Here is a 14,749-nt window from a genome sequence, read left to right as displayed (position 1 = left end):
CCCAACTGGGCGCAGTCAGGGAGTATGACGATCGTGCTCCTCGTCTCGCAACTATCAATGACTATCGGTGCCAACGCACCCAGTTTCGGTACATAGTTCCAAGAATCAACGGGGTTCCCGGACTAACGTAGTCCGCTGTCATTTTCCGAAGGTGAGTGCACGAATGTCCGAAGTCCTGCTCACCGAGTGTTTTTGTCAACAGTGGTCAGCACGGAAATTCAGGCAACCTCAGCACAATCCGCCGGTCCGTACCCAAGCATTCATGATGGAACGGTGACCATTACAAGAACTGTCCTGTTATTCGTCTTGGCCGCCGCTGCTGAGATTGGAGGGGCCTGGCTGGTCTGGCAGGCCGTCAGGGAGGGCAAGGAGTGGTGGTGGGCCGGGCTGGGAGTCATAGCCCTCGGTATCTACGGGTTTGCCGCGACGCTGCAGCCTGATCCACACTTCGGCAGGATCCTCGCCGCGTACGGTGGTGTGTTCGTTGCCGGGTCGTTGGCCTGGGGCATGGTCTTTGACGGGTTCAGGCCCGACCGGTGGGACGTGGCGGGATCCGTCATCTGCCTGCTCGGAGTGGCAGTAATCATGTTCGCCCCGCGAAACGCTGGTTAAATTTTCCTCTGCCGCTGTAAGCAGGACGGGCGTTGAGTGGCGTGACTCAGGTTGGGGTACGGAGCCGCAAGGCGATCCAGAGCCCGCATCGTCGGCAAATATACGCCGGTTCGGTGCCGAGGGCATGAAGTTTTTCGCGTTGCATTGTTCGCCCGCAACAGGAACATTGGCGGTAAGTGTCAGAGGCCATGATTCCTCAGGGCTTCCATCACTTGATAGACCGTCGGTACACCGGCATGACCTTCGGGTGTGGGGTAAATCCGGCATGCGAGATCGTTGCTGGGTGCTCCGTCGGGGAAGATGTCGGCTCCGTCTGCTGTGATCGTAGGCGAACCGGCAAATCCGGTCCCTGCTGTATCGGCCGGGGATCTGATGTGCCGCAGATGGACTGAGACATCTTCATGCCCCATGGCTGCCAGGGCAGCTTCCACCTGCTCAAGTGCTTTTGCCGTGTTGGGGCAGTCCTCGATGTGGAGCAGCTCTATCCTCATACGGTCATTGTCCCCGCGCCTCACCGGCTATGTCGCGGCTGGACCATTTTCCATCGATCCAGCGCCGGGGGAAAGAAGCCCATCCATGGGGGACCGGCGGGCTTTCCGGATCAGACGCTACCTGCAATCAATGCGTGACGGAGAGCAGTGACGGAACCAACAACGCGCATTTTCATTTTCTAGAACGATGGATTTCAAGACCAGCTGAATCGAGAACCCTCAGCGTTTACCTCGGTGGCCAGGGTCCCTCTCGGTTCCGCGGGAGTGGTCAATGCTGCGGGTGGGCATTCGAATCACTCCTCTGCTGTTGTGTGGTCCTGAGCCGTCGTTTTCCCGTGTGGTCGGTCCGGCTTGGAGGTGGTCCTGCTGTGGGAGACGGTGATGAGGATTGCTGAGAGCGCGCCGGCGAGGAGCAGTACCAGACCGGCGCGGTGTTGGTCAGCAGCCGCGGAGGGTTCCCATGTGCGTGCAAGACCTGCGAACCATTCCTGTTCAATTCCTGCAGGCTTGAGGAAACGAAGGCCTGTCGCTCCAATTGCTGCTGATGTTGCGGTGAGGGCAGCGTTCCTGAAATTCCGGGATCCTGGTTTTTCACTACCGGACCGGATCGCAGTGACAAAGAAAACGCCGGCGGTGAGAAAAAGTACCAAGCTGGTTTCGTGCGCCAGATGTTCGCGGAGGCTCAGTTCAAGGGCAGGTGTCAGATAAAACAGGACGGTCAGCGATCCCAGAGTCAGTCCGGAAATCAGCGGCCCTGGTTTGGCAGTCATATGTGCAAACCACAGAATGCCTTCCCGTGGCCCAACGCTGCCGTCAGTCCGTTCCGGCAGAACTTTCAGGGCCAGCTTCAAGGGCCGTGCAGCCATAAGGAGGCACGGTATCGGCAGGGCCATTCCCATCGTTCCGGCGACATGGACACTAAGCAGGACGGGGCCGTATACGGCGGGAGGTCCGGAGGTGATAAAGGTCAGCAGTATCAGGGCACTGAACCAGCTAAGCAGGCAGCGTTTGGGCCACGCGATCCTGGCTCGACGGGCACTTGTGTATGCCCGCCCGTAGGAGAGCGCTGCGAGGATAGCTGCAGTGATCCACAGCCAGTCAGGCCGCCACTGGGTGAACCACACAGTGATATCGGGCTCAGGAGGCAGCAGGTATCCGGTGAGGATCTGGGCTGGAGTAGCGTCCGGGTCTGGTTCCAGCGGCACGGGTGAGGGGCTGCGGGCCAGAGCGACCGCAAGGCCCATGACAGCGCCCATGATCAGCAGTTCGACCGCAAGTACCTGCCACAGCAGACGGGGCAGGCGGCCAGAAACAGCCAATGCCGGTATGACCCGTCGCCGATGAATTAGGCCCAACAGCCCGAGGAGCAGGGTCCCGGCCGTCTTGGACAGGAGCAACGCGCCGTAGGGGGAAACCAGCCCGTCAATACTGCCCAGACGGTAGAGCGCACTGATGGTCCCCGTGACAACGACCAAGGCAACGGTCAGGCCGGCGAGGACCGAAAAGCGCCGGAGGACGGTTTGTGCTGCTGTGTGGCCCGTTCCCGGGCGGGTGAGAGCGGGAATGGCGGCGGCAAGGGCAATGATGCCTCCGACCCATACGGTTCCTGCCACCACATGCAGGCCCAGGGCATTGCTGGCGCCGATGTGATCAACGCTGCCTGCAGCATGGCCGATTGCTGCAGTGGCCGGGATGATGCTGCAAAGCGCGAGCACGGCGGTAGCCAGGAGCGCAACGGCTGAGCGCACGGCGACGACCAGCATACTGACCAGGACGGCGATGACCAGGATGGCCAGCCGGGCCCTGCCGGCCGCGACGTCGGTGACGAACAGCCAGAGCTGGTCCGTGAACTCTGCGTCGCCGCTCAGGGGCCGGCCTGCGATATCGGCATACGTCAGCAGGAGCACCGCCGCCGCGGCCAGCACCCATACCCCCGCTGCCCACGCCACTACTCTCAGCGCCACCTTGATTGAAGGGTGCTCCTTGGGACCATGGTGCCGGGGCAGGATAGCAGCGGCGAAAATCAGCGTCCCGGCGACGGCAGCCAACGCGAGGTGATGCAGTGCCAGGACCGGCGGCAGGCCCCAGCGCACAACTGCGCCGGGGTCCGACAGTAAACGGTCCTGGGCTGAACCGGAGTAGCCCACACCGGCCAGGGCAGCCATGACGGCAGCGGCAAGAACGCCCGCGCTCCATGCCGCCACCGTCGCGGTCCCGGGAGGTCCCGTCCGTAACCTCACTTCATTCCTTCCGTAATTTCCGGATGCCGCGCTCTCCGGGCACCCACTGGGGGGTGTGAGGCAGAACTGGGGGCACTGGTGCTGGTGTCTACAGCCAGGCCGAGGGATCGACTGTCTGGCCGTTGACAATAACTTCGAAGTGCAGATGGCAGCCGGTGGAGTTGCCGGTTGTACCGGCAATCCCGATCCGAGTGCCGGTTTCGACGGCCTGATTTATCTTTACGCCGATCGTTTCGAGGTGGTTGTAGGTCGTTTGGAGGCCGTTCCCATGGTCAATGACAATGCGGTTGCCGCCGCCGTAGGGGCTGAATCCCGCTTCGATGACGGTGCCCTTGCCGGCGCTGAAGACTTCCGTGCCGCAACCGGCGGCGAAATCCTGGCCGGTGTGCAGTTCACCTGCCGACCCGGTCAAGGGATTGGTCCTGTATCCGAATGGAGAATTGGTCACCGGATTTAGTACCGGAGAGCTGAGCCTGGCTCCGGGCGCTGGAGCCGCCTTTGCGGAACCCTGCGGGGGAGCTGGAGCCGCCTTTACGGAACCCTGTGGGGGTGCCGTTGCCTTGTCGGGTAAAGCTGTTTCGGCGGCATGCGTCTCCTGAGGCGGCGGAGCAGCAGGGGCTGGGCTGGTGCTCACCTCGGTCCGTTCGAAGTTCAGCTGCGCTCCGGCGGCGGCAGCCACGGGCACATACTCCGCTGGCGCGGTGGTTCCTGCTGATTGTGTTTGGGGGAGGGTAGTGGCCCGCGGGGTGGTTGCGTGGGCGGAGGCCAGTGACGCTGTCAGGGCCACGCCGGAGGCAATGACTGCCAGCGCGGCCTTGCGTCCGCGGTGGCGTGATGACCCGTCAGCGGACGGGTCTGCCCGGCGCCTGCCCTGAAGTGGGGGCGCGGCGCGGCGCCGCCCACCGGAGGGCCTTGCAGTGGCGGGCGGGTGCGTACCGGGCACAGGGGAGTCCCCGGCAGGAGTGTGGTTGTTCACAAGATGTCCTTTTGCCGGCGCCTGCGGGGTTAGCTGTCGGATTCGGGTCAGGAACAATAACCCGGCCCCTGCCCGCACGCACCGGACATGGCTGCATAGCGGTTCGGGGGCTTCACCCCAAGACGGCCGAAGGGCCGTCACTGATGGGTTCCCCACCTCTGCCAGGTGAACTTGAATGGGCCGGCCGGCTGGCAGAGTTCGGCGCACCGCCCGGGAAACACCCTGTTGATGGCATTTCCACCCCAGTATTGACCTTCCACCGCGGGGGAAGGTCAACACTGGAGGGAAGAACATCACATCCAGCGCCCGGATCAGCGGTACGGCCCGTCCCGGGCAGGCAGAATGGAAACAGAAGACATGCAACATAACCCTTGCACCGCTCCACGAGGTTCCTTATGACGAGCGGCAAGTCATCCAAACAGGCACGTCAAGACGGCGCTGCCAAACTGGCATTGGTGAAGGCACAGCAGGCGCGGCGGGCTACGAGACGCAGGATCGCCGCCGTGATCGGTTCCCTTACAGCGGTCGGAGTGGTGGTCGGCCTGGTCCTGCTCGCCCTGGTGAACGATCCAGCGCCGCAGGCCCGTGGGGACATTGAGGTTACCGGCCTGCAGACTTTCAGCGGCCTCAGCGCGAACCATGTCAAGGACCCGGTCAGCTATCAACAGGCTCCGCCGGTTGGTGGGGACCACTCGCCGGTCTGGCTCAACTGCGGCGTCTACGGCCAGCCGGTACCGGACGAGAATGCTGTCCACGCACTCGAGCACGGGGCCATCTGGGCCACGTACGACCCGGCAAGGATCACCGCTGCGCAGGCCGAAGCACTGCAGGGCGCACTTCCTGACACCTATGCCGTGCTCTCGCCCTTGGAAGGAACCAGCTCGCCCATCATGCTCACAGCTTGGGGAGCGCAGGTCGGGGTTGACTCGCCAGAGGACGAGCGGATCGAACTTTTTGTCTCCAAATACTGGCAGTCACCGGATGCACCCGAGCCTGGAGCCACTTGCACGGGGGGACTGGACGCCCCTGGGCGCAAGTGATGACGGCAAAATCTATGTTTTGGCGCGTTACCGCTGCCGGTGCCGCGCTGGTGTTGGTCTTGCTCGCCGGGTGGGCGGTTGGACGCCTGACTGCGCGGACCGGAGTCCCAGGCGAAGGCAGCCCGGAGGCCGGGTTCGCCCGGGATATGCAGACCCACCATCTCCAGGCCGTGGACATGAGCTTGACGGTCCGGGACCGCACCGAGGACCCCGAAATAGGCCAGCTGGCCTACGATATCGCCCGGTCCCAGCAGCAGCAGTCCGGCCAGATGTACGGCTGGCTCTCGGTATGGGGCCTGCCCCAGGCCGGATCCGAACCCTCGATGGCCTGGGCCGGCAGCCATGGCACTCACGGCGGAACGGAAACGAACGGGACTTCCGGCGTCACTCCGATGCCGGGAATGGCCACTCCCCAGGACCTGGCCAGACTCCGTCAGGCCGACGGCATAGAAGCGGAGAAGCTCTACCTTGAGCTGATGATTGAGCATCACGGGGCAGGGGTCGAGATGGCAGAAGCAATCCTTGCCCGCACCGATGATCAAGCCGTGACCTCCCTGGCCCGCTCCATTGCCACGGCCCAGCTGTCCGAGATCGGGTACATGGAGGAGCTTCTCGCCGCCCGCCAATAGGGCGGTCGAACGGTTTAGCACTCCCAGGATCAGCCCCCATTTGAGGGCATTTCCCTTACCGGTATTGACCTTCCGCTATAGGGGAAGGTCAACACTGGGTCTAAGAGCCTGACAATTTGCGACGGCTCCGGCCCTGTCAGGATCCCGGAGCGCTGAGAGGAACCCGCGTGCCAACTACGACAAAGGACCGGAGCAACCGGACAGCGTGGGCTGTCGGCGGTTTTTTCCTGCTCCATGTGCTGTGCTGCGGGCTGCCGCTGCTAATCGCGGCCGGCGCCCTGGGCGCGGCGGGCTCCGTTCTGGCAAATCCATGGGTCATTGCCGCCGCCGCGTTCCTGGCCGCGGGCGTCCTGGTCCGGGCGCTCCAGCGCCGCCGGAAAGCCGCTTCAGGGGACACGGAGGACTGCTGCGCCCCCGGTGCCGGGTCAGGTCCAGATCCCGTCCCGGGCAGAATCACGGCGCGCACCAACCGATGACGACCCGTCCGGCCGCGCGAACGGACGGGGCTCCGGCGCCGCCGAAATGGCCCTCAGTGCGGAATCTCCTCGCACTGCTGCTTGCCGCCGCATCAGCAGCAGCACTGCTCGTATCGTTGACGTCCAACCCGGCTACGCGGGAAGCCGGGGCGGGGGAGGACCCGGCGCTGGGCACCGGGTTTACCGCCCTGACAAGCCAGGGGGAGCAGGTGTCGGTGCCGGGATCGAAACCGAGCGTGCTCTTTTTCTTCTCCATTGAGTGCGGCGCCTGCGGGCCGGGAACCCGGGTGCTCGCCGAGGTCCAGCGAAGCTCTCCCGCTGCCGTGAACTATGTCGCCGTGGACATCGCGCCCTACGAAACGGCCGACCAAATCCGGGAATTCCTGGCCGGAAACGGGGCGTCATCCCTGGCCTTTGCCTCTGATACCGATACACGGCTCATTACCGCCTATGGCATAAACCAGGTAAGCACCGCTGTGGTCCTGGACGCCGCCGGCACGGAGGTCTTCCGGGCTGTGGAGCCAGACGCTGCGGAACTGCGGACGGCACTGGCCGCGACGGGAGCCGGCTAGGCGAAGGGCCTCACCCAGAGGCGGTCAGATGTAACTGCAGATTTGTTCAGCATCACAGCGCTGAGGGTCGGCCCCCTCGGCGGTGGCATATTGTTCGGCCACGGTCACCCGAAGCGCCGTGAGCTCCGCGATTTTCCGGTCCAGGTCCATCAGCTGTTTCCCCAAGACGTCCCGAACATGGGTGCACGGCGTAATGCCGTCATCGCGGATCCGCAGAATGCCCTGGATCTGCGCCAGGGTAAGCCCGGCGATCTGGCTGCGGCGGATAAATTCGAGGCGGCTGAGAGTGTCGTGCGAGTAGTCGCGATATCCGTTCGCGGAACGTTCAGCCGGCGGGAGCAGCCCCCGGTCCTCGTAAAACCTGATCGTCTTCGTAGTCATGCCGACAGCGTCAGCAGCTTCACCAATTCGCATTTCGGTTCCCTAATTTCGTTCCGAAAACGCACATAACCATTCCATTGTACTGGAAGGTTTCGCGCCGGACCTGTGCCGAGACAGGCGCTGCGACTCTGCTTGACCTTCCCCTGCGGTGGAAGGTCAATGATGGGTTGAAACGGACTACTGGCCGTCCGGTTTTGTGTCCGGCCCCCTGTCGGGGCTGACACGGGACCGGACATTGGAAGGGATGATCATGTCAATAAAAGCGAACGGCCGGGAGCGCCCTGTCCTGGTGCTTGCGACCGGCGCTCTACTGTCCTCCCTTGGTGTTGTGATGGTGGCGCTCGTGTGCTGCGGGATACCCGCTCTGACAGGCGCAGCCGGTGTACTCACTGCAGCCGGCGCAAGGGCTGGCAACCTCTGGATGGTCGCCGCCGCAGCCCTTGCCGCGGGGCTCCTGCTTTTGCAGGCGCAGCGCCGGACCAGCCCGCAGACGGATTGCTGCGCCCGCTCCCGTCCGGGGGACAGCCTGTCCGCGGCCGGTTTGAGGCCAAGAAGCCGTTTATCGCCGGAGCAGGAGCGGTTCGGGCTCCACCGGAGCGGTGCTTCTGCCGCTAAGGATGCAGGGTCACGGGCATGACGGGGGTTTTGGGTCTGGCGTTTCTGACCGGGATGCTGGCCACGGTGAATCCTTGCGGCTTTGCGATGCTGCCAACCTATCTGGCGTACTTCATTGGTTCCGGCCCCGGCGAGGGACGGAAGCGGCCGCTGCTTGCAGGTCTTCGGGCCGGTGTGGCCCTCAGCGCCGGTTTCGCCACCGTCTTTGTGACCGCAGGCCTGCTCGCCGCTGTGGGTCTGCGGTCGGTCGCGTCGGCGCTGCCGTGGGCGGCAGCGCTGATGGGAGCGGTCATTGTGGCCGCCGGGCTTGGCATGGTGTTCGGATGGCAGCTTCCCGGGACGAAGTTGAACCTGCCCCGGATTTTGAAGACGGACGGGACCGGGTCGGGCCTCAGGGCCGTCTTTGGCTACGGCGTGGCATACGCGGTGGCCGCGCTTTCCTGCAGCCTGGCCCTGCTGCTCGCTGTCGTCGCCCAGGCCGTGTCCACCGGAAGCCTGGCCGGACTGCTGGCGGTCTTCGCCGCGTACGCCCTGGGCTCCTCGGTGGTGCTGGTACTTCTGTCCCTCGGTGCAGCGGTGGCCCGCGACGCCCTGGCACGCCACGTCCGAAAGCTGCTGCCCTTCGTCAACCGTCTCGGCGGAGCCGCGCTCATCCTCGCGGGCATCTACCTGCTGCTCTACTGGGTGCCGGCCCTCTCCGGCGGGCAGGCCGGAGGGATCATGAGCGGGGCGGTCACCGAAGCCAGCACCGTGCTGTCCGGTTTCATCTCGGGCAACTGGCCGATCATCGCCCTCACCGCGGTGGCAGCCGTCCTCGCCGCCCTTGCCCTGTCCCTGCGGCGCCGCAACAACAGCAAGGCCCAGCACACCAGCGCAACCACGGACCGGGCTGACAGCAGCGACAGTCCCGAATCGTGCTGCAGCCCGGAACCCCTTCTTCCCGACCCGGCGCCAGGGCGCAACAACCAGCAAGGAAACCCATGACAACGACCAAAAACCACCGGCGCATCTTCACCATTACCGCCGTCATAGCCGCCGCGGCGCTCATCCTGATCCTTTCCCTCACAGCACTGAACCGCGGGAGCGAAACCGCTCCAGCCGCCGGGCCGGCGGGCGGAAAAAATGTGGACAGAATCGAGCTAACAGCCGTGGACGGCAAGGCCCTCACCGTCCCCTCCAGCCGCCCGACAGTGCTGTATTTCATGGCCAGCTGGTGCTATACCTGCGTTCCGCAGGCAAAAGCGATGAAGGAACTGGAACAGCAATACGCCGACAAGGCAGACTTCGTCGCCGTAGACGTGACCCCGGAGAACACCAAAACCCAGGTGGACGAGTTCCGTGAACTGGCCGACACACCCGGATACCCCTTCGTTGTCGACCAAACCGGGGAGCTCACCCAAAAGTACGCGGTCACATCCCTGGACAGCACTGTCGTCATCGCACCTGACGGCGACATCCTGGGTCGGGCCGACGCCCGGCCCATGAAGACCGATGCCTTGAAGGCATTCCTTGACACAACACTTCCGTAGCAAACACCCAACTCTTCGCTTCCGCTCTTGACCTTCCCGTGCAGGGGAAGGTGCAAACTGGGGACAGCACGCACCAGAAGAACACCTCGGGTGTTCATCCAAGACTCCATGGAGGACCAATGCCTGAGGCAGCACCGGATTTCGATTTAGCCGTGATCGGTTCCGGCGGCGGCGCCTTCGCCGCCGCCATCCGGGCCACCAAGCTGGGCAAGCGGGTCGTGATGATCGAACGCTCCACGGTAGGCGGGACCTGCGTGAACACCGGGTGTGTTCCCTCCAAAGCCCTCCTGGCAGCCGCAGAAGCCCGCCATGTCGCATTGGATGCGACCGGAAGGTTCCCCGGGATCAGCACCACGGCGGCCCCGGTGGACATGGGCGCGCTGATCGACGGGAAACGCTCCCTCGTTGAAACCATGCGCTCGGATAAATACGTTGATCTGGCCGCCGATTACGGGTGGGACCTGCGTCATGGCACCGCGGTGTTCGCCGGCACCCCGGAGGAACCTGTCCTGGAAATCACCGGACCTGACGGCGCACGCGAGTCCCTGACCGCCGCCCATTACCTGGTCGCGACCGGTTCAACCCCGTGGGCACCCCCGGTGCCGGGACTGGATGAAGTCAACTACCTGACCTCGACCACCGCGATGGAACTGAACGAGGTGCCGGAGTCCCTGATCGTCTTCGGCGGCGGATACGTGGCCCTGGAACAGGCGCAGCTCTTTGCCCGCCTCGGATCGAAAGTGACCCTGCTGGTCCGCTCCAGGCTTGCCTCGCACGAGGAACCGGAAGCCTCCCGTGCCCTGATGGGCGTCTTCGCCGACGAGGGTATCCGTGTCGTCCGCCGCGCAGCCGTGACATCGGTCCGCACAGATCCGGCCACCGCAGAAATCATTGCGACCGCTACGGTCGCCGGGGGCCAGGAGGAATTCCGCGCCGCGAAGCTGCTGGTAGCCACCGGACGCCGCCCCGTCACCGACGGACTGAACCTGGACGCCGTCGGCGTCAAAACCGGCGACACCGGCCAGATCCTGGTCGAAAACACCCTCGCCAGCTCCAACCCCAGGATCTGGGCCGCAGGGGACGTCACCGGGCACCGGGAATTCGTCTACGTCGCGTCCGCTCACGGAACCCTGATGGTGGAAAACGCCTTCAACAACGCCGACCGTCAGGTCGACTACCGGCACCTGCCCCGCGTAACGTTCACCAGCCCGACGCTGGCCGCGGTCGGCATGACCGACAAGGAAGCCAACGAGGCGGGCATCCGGTGTGAATGCCGGGTCCTGCCCCTGGAATACGTACCAAGGGCACTGGTAAACCGGGACACCCGCGGCTTCATCAAAATCGTCGCCGACAACAGCACCGGCCGCATCGTCGGGATCACCGCGGTCGGCAAGGAAGCCGGGGACCTCGCCGCCGCCGGCGTCTACATCCTCGAGGCAGGAATGACCGTGGACCAGGTCGCGAACCTCTGGTCCCCCTACCTGACCATGGCCGAAGGCATCAAAATCGCCGCACAGTCCTTCACCACCGACGTCTCCAAACTCTCCTGCTGCGCCTCCTGACCCGCGCCAGCTCCCAGCCCAATCCCCACCTGAAGGAAACAACGATGACGAACAACGTCAGCCAGGTCACTGACCGCCTCGCCTCCTCCGAAACCGGCATGCAGCCCTGGCTGTGGCTGCCCCTGCTGAAACTCCTCGCCCTCGGCGACCCGGTGGACGCAGCGGACCTTGCCGCCGCCACGGGCCGTCCCGTCAAAGAAGTCCGCGACGCGCTTGCGGCCATGCCCGACGCCGAGTACGACGGATCAGGCCGGATCGTCGGCATGGGACTGACCCAGCGCCCCACCCGGCACCGCTTCGAAGTGGACGGCGAACAGCTCTACACCTGGTGTGCACTGGACACCCTGATCTTCCCCACCCTTCTGGACGCCTCCGCACGAATCGAATCCGCCTACGACTCCGCCAGCACCCCCGTGCGCCTGCGCGCCGGCAGCTCCGGCGTCACCAGTGTTGAGCCGGCCACCGCGGTGGTGTCCCTGATCAACCCGGAAGACATCACTTCCGTCCGCTCATCCTTCTGCAACCAGGTCCACTTCTTCGCCTCACCCGAAGAGGCCGAACCATGGCTTAAAAACCACCCCGAGGGCACCGTGATCCCCGTCGCGGACGCGTACCGGCTCGCTTCTGACATGGCCGGAAAAATGCTCTCCCAGACCAACGCGCAGGAAACCGGAAAACCGGGAACCCGGGTCAACAGCTGCAGCTGCTGACACCAGGACCCTCCGGCCCCACGGTGATGCCGAAAAGACGTTTGACGAGCAGAACCCGAAAGATCAAACCAATCTGAAGGAGATCAGCGTGAACGAACAATTCGAAGTTGCCGTGCTTGGTATGGGACCCGGCGGGGAGGTCGCCGCGGACCGCCTTCTGAAAGCAGGGAAGAAAGTAGTCATCTTCGAGCGGGAACTAATCGGCGGGGAATGCGCCTACTGGGCCTGCATCCCGTCCAAAACGGTCCTGCGGCCGCCGGAAGCACGCATGGAGGTAGAAAAAGCCGCCGGAGTCAGCGGTGCCGAACTGGACTGGGACGAAACGGCCAAATACCGGGACTACATGATCCGGAACCTGGACGACAAAGCCCAAGTGAACGGTTACGCGAAGCAGGGCGCCGAGATAATCAAGGAAGAGGCACGGCTCACCGGGCCGGGCCGGATCCGCGCGGGAGACCGCGACATCACCGCTGAACACCTCATCATCGCCACAGGGTCAGACTCGGTAATACCTCCCCTGGAGGGCATCGAACAGATCACCGCATGGACCAACCGGGAGACCTACACCGCCGCAACCCTGCCCGAACGGGCAGTGATCATCGGCGGCAGCGCGGTCGGGGTTGAAACAGCGACGTTCCTGGCACGCTTCGGCGTCAAAGTCACCCTGGTCCACCGCGGACAGCGGCTGATCGACCGCGAAGATCCACGCGTCGGCGAACTGGCCCACAAATACCTTCAGGAAACCGGCGTCGACGTCCGCCTCGGCGCCTCCGCTGCCCGCGCCAGACGCGAGGGCACCGACAGCATCATCGAACTCCGCCAAGCAGGCGGCGAAAACGGCGGGGAAGTCGCAGCCGACGTCGTCATCTTCGGCACCGGCCGAACACCGCGCACCAAAGACCTCGGCCTGGAACATTCCGGGATTAAACTCGGGGACCACGGTGAAGTACTGGTCGACGAGCACTGCCGCGCCGCAGAGAACACCTGGGCCATCGGGGACGTCACAGGCATCATGCCCTTCACCCACGTAGCCAAATACCAAGGCAGGATCGCCGCCGACGCCATTCTCGGCAGGCCCCGCCCCGCCACCTATGACGGCATACCGCGCGTAGTGTTCGCCGACCCCGAAATCGCCACCGCCGGACTGACCGCCCACCAGGCACAACAACGCGGGATCCGGGTAGCCGCGTCCGAACTCGACCTGACCAAAGCCATCGCCCGACCCTGGACCTACGAAAAAGATCCCCGCGGACACCTGGGCCTGCTGGCCGACGCCGACCGGAAAATCCTCATCGGCGCCTGGGCAGTCGGGCCAATGGCCGGGGAATGGATACACCACGCCTCCCTGGCCATCCGGGCGCAAATACCCATCGACACACTCCTGGACCAGGTCGCACAATTCCCCACCTACCACGAGGCCTACCACGCGGCACTGGAAAAACTGGACCTCTGACTTCCCCCTCCGTTCCTGCATGTTTCGGCAGGGACAAGAGCTCCGCCGTACTCGCCGGATGCAAGCCGTTCCTGGGACGCCAGGGGTTCGGTGATCTGCTTGCGGGGGTGGCCATCGTCATGTTCGCGCCCCGCAGCACAGTTTTGCCAACTGCTCGTGCGGATGACTTGCAAACTGACTACAGCAGTCGCAATCTACCGGGGTGGTCGGCTGAGACTCAACTGTCGCGCGTGGAAGTCAAAATGCTGTGTGGGGTACGCGTAGACGTCGTTAAGTGTCATCGACGGCTTAAAGAACGGATCCCACCGGTCCGGGAAGGGCATAGCCCGTGACAGCGACATAGCATTCTCACGCTCGAGCCTGTGAGTGATGCCGCTGATGGTCTTTTCGAGTTTCCGGGCCATCCGTCGCCTGTTGTAGACGAGGGCCGCGCCGCGGGAACCCCAGTAGTTGACGACGTCGAACGGGCGGGTACCTGCGTTCAGGAGTGCGGCGAAGGCCTTACCGACGGGTGCGGGCAGTCGGCTGATTATGTGGACCAGTGGGAGCAGGGCACGGACGACCATGTAGCCGAAAACCATGTGGAAAAGCAGTTCTTCATTGGTCCATCTCGTCCCGCTGCTCCGCCGGGAAAGGTCCTCCGCCGTCGCGCTGTTTAGCCAGGCGTCCAGGTCAGAGCGTGCCCGACTGTATTCGGCCAGGATGTCTTCTTCAGTTGGCCCCACGTAGCACCCCCGATTTACAACAGGTTGCTGGTTGCAGAGCGCAGGGCGGCCTGGACGTCCTCCTGCGACGGCAACCCGGCGTAGCCGTCAGCGCGTAGGTAGACCCGGCATGTAAGGGCCGGTGACGCTGTTGAGGGAAACAGGTCATGGCCGTCAGCGATGAAGGACGGCGAGCCGCGGAAGTGCAGCGCCTCGGCTTGTTCATCACTGTCCAGTTGAACAACGCGGACGCCTTCATCGAAGTTCTCCGCTGCCAAGGCTTGGCGGAACAGGTCCAGGGCCGGTGCACTGTTCGGGCATTCGGCGATAATCCGCAGCTCGTAGTCCATGAGCCCAGTATTTCAGCAGGTGGATGCTGGGCACGCCCCCGACGGGGAGTTGTTGCTCCACGTTGCCAACCCCCAGATGCCAGAGCCAACCCCTTTCGCGGGGCGCTCCCCCGCCAGTTTCAGTAAGCCGATAATGGATATTCCGTCAACTTGCCGCAGCTGGGCGAACCCGTGCTTGCTGATCACGCGGCCGGAACTGGTTGCGACTTTAGTCCGTCCATGGCTGGGGTCAATTCAGGTTATCCACGGCTGGAATTGGGAGCCATTGGGGTAGCTCCCTGACAGCAGTAGCGGTGGATAACCTAGGAGAATTGTCCCCGGCTGTGGACGGGCGGACCGGACTTCTCGGTCAAACGTAGATCAATTCCGGTTGCTCGGAGGACCAGGCAAGGAACCGTGTGTCAGCTTT

16 protein-coding genes and 1 riboswitch are annotated in these 14,749 nt (G+C 64.0%); of the genes, 10 read left to right on the top strand and 6 right to left on the bottom strand.

From position 1 onward, the window contains the following. Positions 1-273 precede the first annotated feature (273 nt). Positions 274-612 (top strand): YnfA family protein, encoded by a 339-nt coding sequence (locus HTS88_RS21260; RefSeq protein WP_174182073.1) that lies wholly within the window; start codon positions 274-276, stop codon positions 610-612. 179 nt (positions 613-791) lie between these two features. On the opposite strand, the gene HTS88_RS21255 is transcribed toward HTS88_RS21260, so the two are convergent. From HTS88_RS21255 to HTS88_RS22470, 3 genes are all read right to left on the bottom strand, one after another. Further along, entirely contained in the window at positions 792-1,103 is a 312-nt protein-coding gene (locus tag HTS88_RS21255; RefSeq protein WP_174182071.1) for a thioredoxin family protein, read from the bottom strand. A 293-nt stretch (positions 1,104-1,396) separates the two neighbouring features. Beyond that, complete coding sequence (locus tag HTS88_RS21250; protein ID WP_343045048.1) at positions 1,397-3,343, bottom strand: bifunctional copper resistance protein CopD/cytochrome c oxidase assembly protein; 1,947 nt, start codon at positions 3,341-3,343, stop codon at positions 1,397-1,399. An 88-nt stretch (positions 3,344-3,431) separates the two neighbouring features. Beyond that, positions 3,432-4,319, bottom strand: coding sequence for a M23 family metallopeptidase (locus tag HTS88_RS22470; RefSeq protein WP_259460361.1), 888 nt, complete (start codon positions 4,317-4,319; stop codon positions 3,432-3,434). Between the two features lie 3 nt (positions 4,320-4,322). After that, a riboswitch (cyclic di-AMP (ydaO/yuaA leader) is annotated at positions 4,323-4,497 on the bottom strand. A 277-nt stretch (positions 4,498-4,774) separates the two neighbouring features. On the opposite strand from HTS88_RS22470, the gene HTS88_RS21240 reads away from it, so the two are divergent. The 4 genes from HTS88_RS21240 (at position 4,775) to HTS88_RS22055 (ending at position 7,036) form a co-directional block, all read left to right on the top strand. Further along, entirely contained in the window at positions 4,775-5,359 is a 585-nt protein-coding gene (locus HTS88_RS21240; RefSeq protein ID WP_343045047.1) for a thioredoxin-like domain-containing protein, read from the top strand. After that, positions 5,359-5,988 (top strand): DUF305 domain-containing protein, encoded by a 630-nt coding sequence (locus HTS88_RS21235; protein ID WP_174182067.1) that lies wholly within the window; start codon positions 5,359-5,361, stop codon positions 5,986-5,988. The genes HTS88_RS21240 and HTS88_RS21235 overlap by 1 nt, the downstream gene beginning before the upstream one ends. A 167-nt stretch (positions 5,989-6,155) precedes the next feature. Further along, positions 6,156-6,464, top strand: a complete 309-nt coding sequence (locus tag HTS88_RS21230; RefSeq protein ID WP_174182065.1) for a hypothetical protein — start codon at positions 6,156-6,158, stop codon at positions 6,462-6,464. Between the two features lie 56 nt (positions 6,465-6,520). After that, complete coding sequence (locus HTS88_RS22055; RefSeq protein ID WP_343045046.1) at positions 6,521-7,036, top strand: TlpA family protein disulfide reductase; 516 nt, start codon at positions 6,521-6,523, stop codon at positions 7,034-7,036. Between the two features lie 24 nt (positions 7,037-7,060). Here HTS88_RS22055 and HTS88_RS21220 read toward each other — a convergent pair whose 3' ends face one another. After that, a complete protein-coding gene (locus tag HTS88_RS21220) occupies positions 7,061-7,450 on the bottom strand; it encodes a heavy metal-responsive transcriptional regulator (RefSeq protein ID WP_174182063.1) in 390 nt (129 codons plus the stop codon). A 600-nt stretch (positions 7,451-8,050) separates the two neighbouring features. On the opposite strand from HTS88_RS21220, the gene HTS88_RS21215 reads away from it, so the two are divergent. The 5 genes from HTS88_RS21215 (at position 8,051) to HTS88_RS21195 (ending at position 13,286) form a co-directional block, all read left to right on the top strand. After that, positions 8,051-9,016, top strand: a complete 966-nt coding sequence (locus tag HTS88_RS21215) for a cytochrome c biogenesis CcdA family protein (protein ID WP_174182061.1) — start codon at positions 8,051-8,053, stop codon at positions 9,014-9,016. Beyond that, a complete protein-coding gene (locus HTS88_RS21210; RefSeq protein WP_174182059.1) occupies positions 9,013-9,561 on the top strand; it encodes a TlpA family protein disulfide reductase in 549 nt (182 codons plus the stop codon). Before HTS88_RS21215 ends, HTS88_RS21210 begins: the two co-directional genes overlap by 4 nt. 119 nt (positions 9,562-9,680) lie before the next feature. Then, a complete protein-coding gene (merA, locus tag HTS88_RS21205; RefSeq protein WP_174182057.1) occupies positions 9,681-11,123 on the top strand; it encodes a mercury(II) reductase in 1,443 nt (480 codons plus the stop codon). A gap of 44 nt (positions 11,124-11,167) precedes the next feature. Further along, entirely contained in the window at positions 11,168-11,833 is a 666-nt protein-coding gene (gene merB / locus HTS88_RS21200) for an organomercurial lyase MerB (RefSeq protein WP_174182055.1), read from the top strand. Between the two features lie 88 nt (positions 11,834-11,921). Then, positions 11,922-13,286, top strand: a complete 1,365-nt coding sequence (locus HTS88_RS21195) for an FAD-dependent oxidoreductase (protein WP_174182052.1) — start codon at positions 11,922-11,924, stop codon at positions 13,284-13,286. Between the two features lie 194 nt (positions 13,287-13,480). On the opposite strand, the gene HTS88_RS21190 is transcribed toward HTS88_RS21195, so the two are convergent. Both HTS88_RS21190 and HTS88_RS21185 read right to left on the bottom strand, forming a co-directional pair. Continuing rightward, complete coding sequence (locus tag HTS88_RS21190) at positions 13,481-14,011, bottom strand: DinB family protein (RefSeq protein ID WP_174182050.1); 531 nt, start codon at positions 14,009-14,011, stop codon at positions 13,481-13,483. A gap of 14 nt (positions 14,012-14,025) precedes the next feature. Next, positions 14,026-14,340 (bottom strand): hypothetical protein, encoded by a 315-nt coding sequence (locus HTS88_RS21185; RefSeq protein ID WP_174182048.1) that lies wholly within the window; start codon positions 14,338-14,340, stop codon positions 14,026-14,028. Positions 14,341-14,749 lie beyond the last annotated feature (409 nt).

It is taken from the genome of Pseudarthrobacter oxydans, assembly GCF_013314975.1.
Classification (GTDB): domain Bacteria; phylum Actinomycetota; class Actinomycetes; order Actinomycetales; family Micrococcaceae; genus Arthrobacter; species Arthrobacter oxydans.
This window is presented reverse-complemented; position numbering and strand designations above follow the sequence as displayed.